Annotated in this window: 2 protein-coding genes; both read right to left on the bottom strand. The window is 54.0% G+C overall.

The window, feature by feature from the left end; translation table 11 throughout:
• Window positions 1-139 precede the first annotated feature (139 nt).
• Window positions 140-538 (bottom strand): hypothetical protein, encoded by a 399-nt coding sequence (locus RC85_RS25865; RefSeq protein ID WP_068267848.1) that lies wholly within the window; start codon window positions 536-538, stop codon window positions 140-142.
• Window positions 539-670: 132 nt separating this feature from the next.
• On the bottom strand, window positions 671-1,129 hold the full coding sequence (locus RC85_RS25860) for a hypothetical protein (RefSeq protein ID WP_068267846.1): 459 nt from the start codon (window positions 1,127-1,129) through the stop codon (window positions 671-673).
• Window positions 1,130-1,309 lie beyond the last annotated feature (180 nt).

Genomic DNA, 1,309 nt, shown 5'->3' with positions numbered 1-1,309 from the left:
CTTCTTCAGGTCGTCATCTTCACTCGGACGAAGCAAATCCCAAGGCTGAATAGCCGGGCTACTTGAACCGAGTCCTTGAACATCGGCTCGCAAGCTCGCGATGTCAAAGACTTATTTGTTATCCGCGTTTCGTGTTCCGTCAAGTCAGTTTCGCAAGACACGATTCAATCGCGCCGCGTTGCCTGCCGAACATATCAGCAAGCTCCTTGATTGTGTGACCAGCTGCATGTTCATCAAGCAGCCGTTGGTCGTCATCGGGAGTCCATCCCCTGTATGCGTTGGGGTAGTCACGCCGAACATCTGAAACCGAGTACGCCCTTGTGTCCGCGTTCATGCGGCCAGCGGCACGAAGGTAGGCCGAATGAAAGTCGTCGAATGCATCAATGGTAACAACGATCCGATGTGTTGAGACGTTGACGCCGGATGCCCAGTTCTGCGTGAGAATCAAACAGGGGTTGCCTTCGCTGTCGGTCTCCACCTGGAATGTCGTGTTGACTGTCGCGTATTGAGGTGTCGAAATAGACTCGGTGTGTTTCATGAGCGTGACTGCATTTCAGTCGGATAACGGTTCGGTTCAGCGGGCGGCGGGGGTAGACTTGCAAGCAAACAAAAACGGTGTCGGCCGCCGCTCCGTTGCAACCGTTGGTTATCCGCGATTGTGGATCGGACACTAGAAACCATGGTCGAAAGTCATTTCTACGTTAACAGCAAGGCGTTCCTGAATCCTCCTAACCTTCAGCACTTCCTTGGAGTTAAGGCCAAGCATGCCCGTGGGCATTTCCACGATTATGGTATCAAGGCGACTCAACGATTCCAAGCGATCGACCAGATCACCATTTAGCTTGTCGAGCGCAACTTCCACAGCAACTACGCACTGTTCTGCGTTGTCACCAGTGAGGAATTCCCAAAAGCCCATGGGCGGGGACTCGGTCGAACCGAAGCGTCGAACAAGAACCTGCGGGACAATCATCGAATCTGGCGATGCGTTGCGTCTGTCCGGAAACGGAGCCATCGCAGGGCCTTGATACTTGAAGTGGACTCGCCCGCTCGCATTCTCGATCGCAATGATCGCAGATCGCTCGGGGTTGTAGTTACGCCAGCCAAAGAAACATGCGGTGCCTAGGACCATTACGAGCAGAGAGCGAATCCGAAATCGAAACATTACTCAGGGCCATCACTTGTTCGGATAACGTCCCGCATCACCGGGCCGGGAGGAAAAAGTTGACCATCAAAAAACGCTTGCAAGCCCGGCTCCGGTGCATGCCATGGTTATCCGCCGTGGTTAATCTACGGCGAAGCGTGCTCTGCC

Origin of the sequence: Rubripirellula obstinata (assembly GCF_001642955.1) — a bacterium.
Lineage (GTDB): Bacteria > Planctomycetota > Planctomycetia > Pirellulales > Pirellulaceae > Rubripirellula > Rubripirellula obstinata.
This window is presented reverse-complemented; position numbering and strand designations above follow the sequence as displayed.

What these genes read in the sequence shown, in the direction of transcription:
- RC85_RS25865 (WP_068267848.1), bottom strand. Translation starts at nt 538, where the DNA reads ATGAAACACACCGAGTCTATTTCGACACCTCAATACGCGACAGTCAAC.
- RC85_RS25860 (WP_068267846.1), bottom strand. Translation starts at nt 1,129, where the DNA reads ATGGTCCTAGGCACCGCATGTTTCTTTGGCTGGCGTAACTACAACCCC.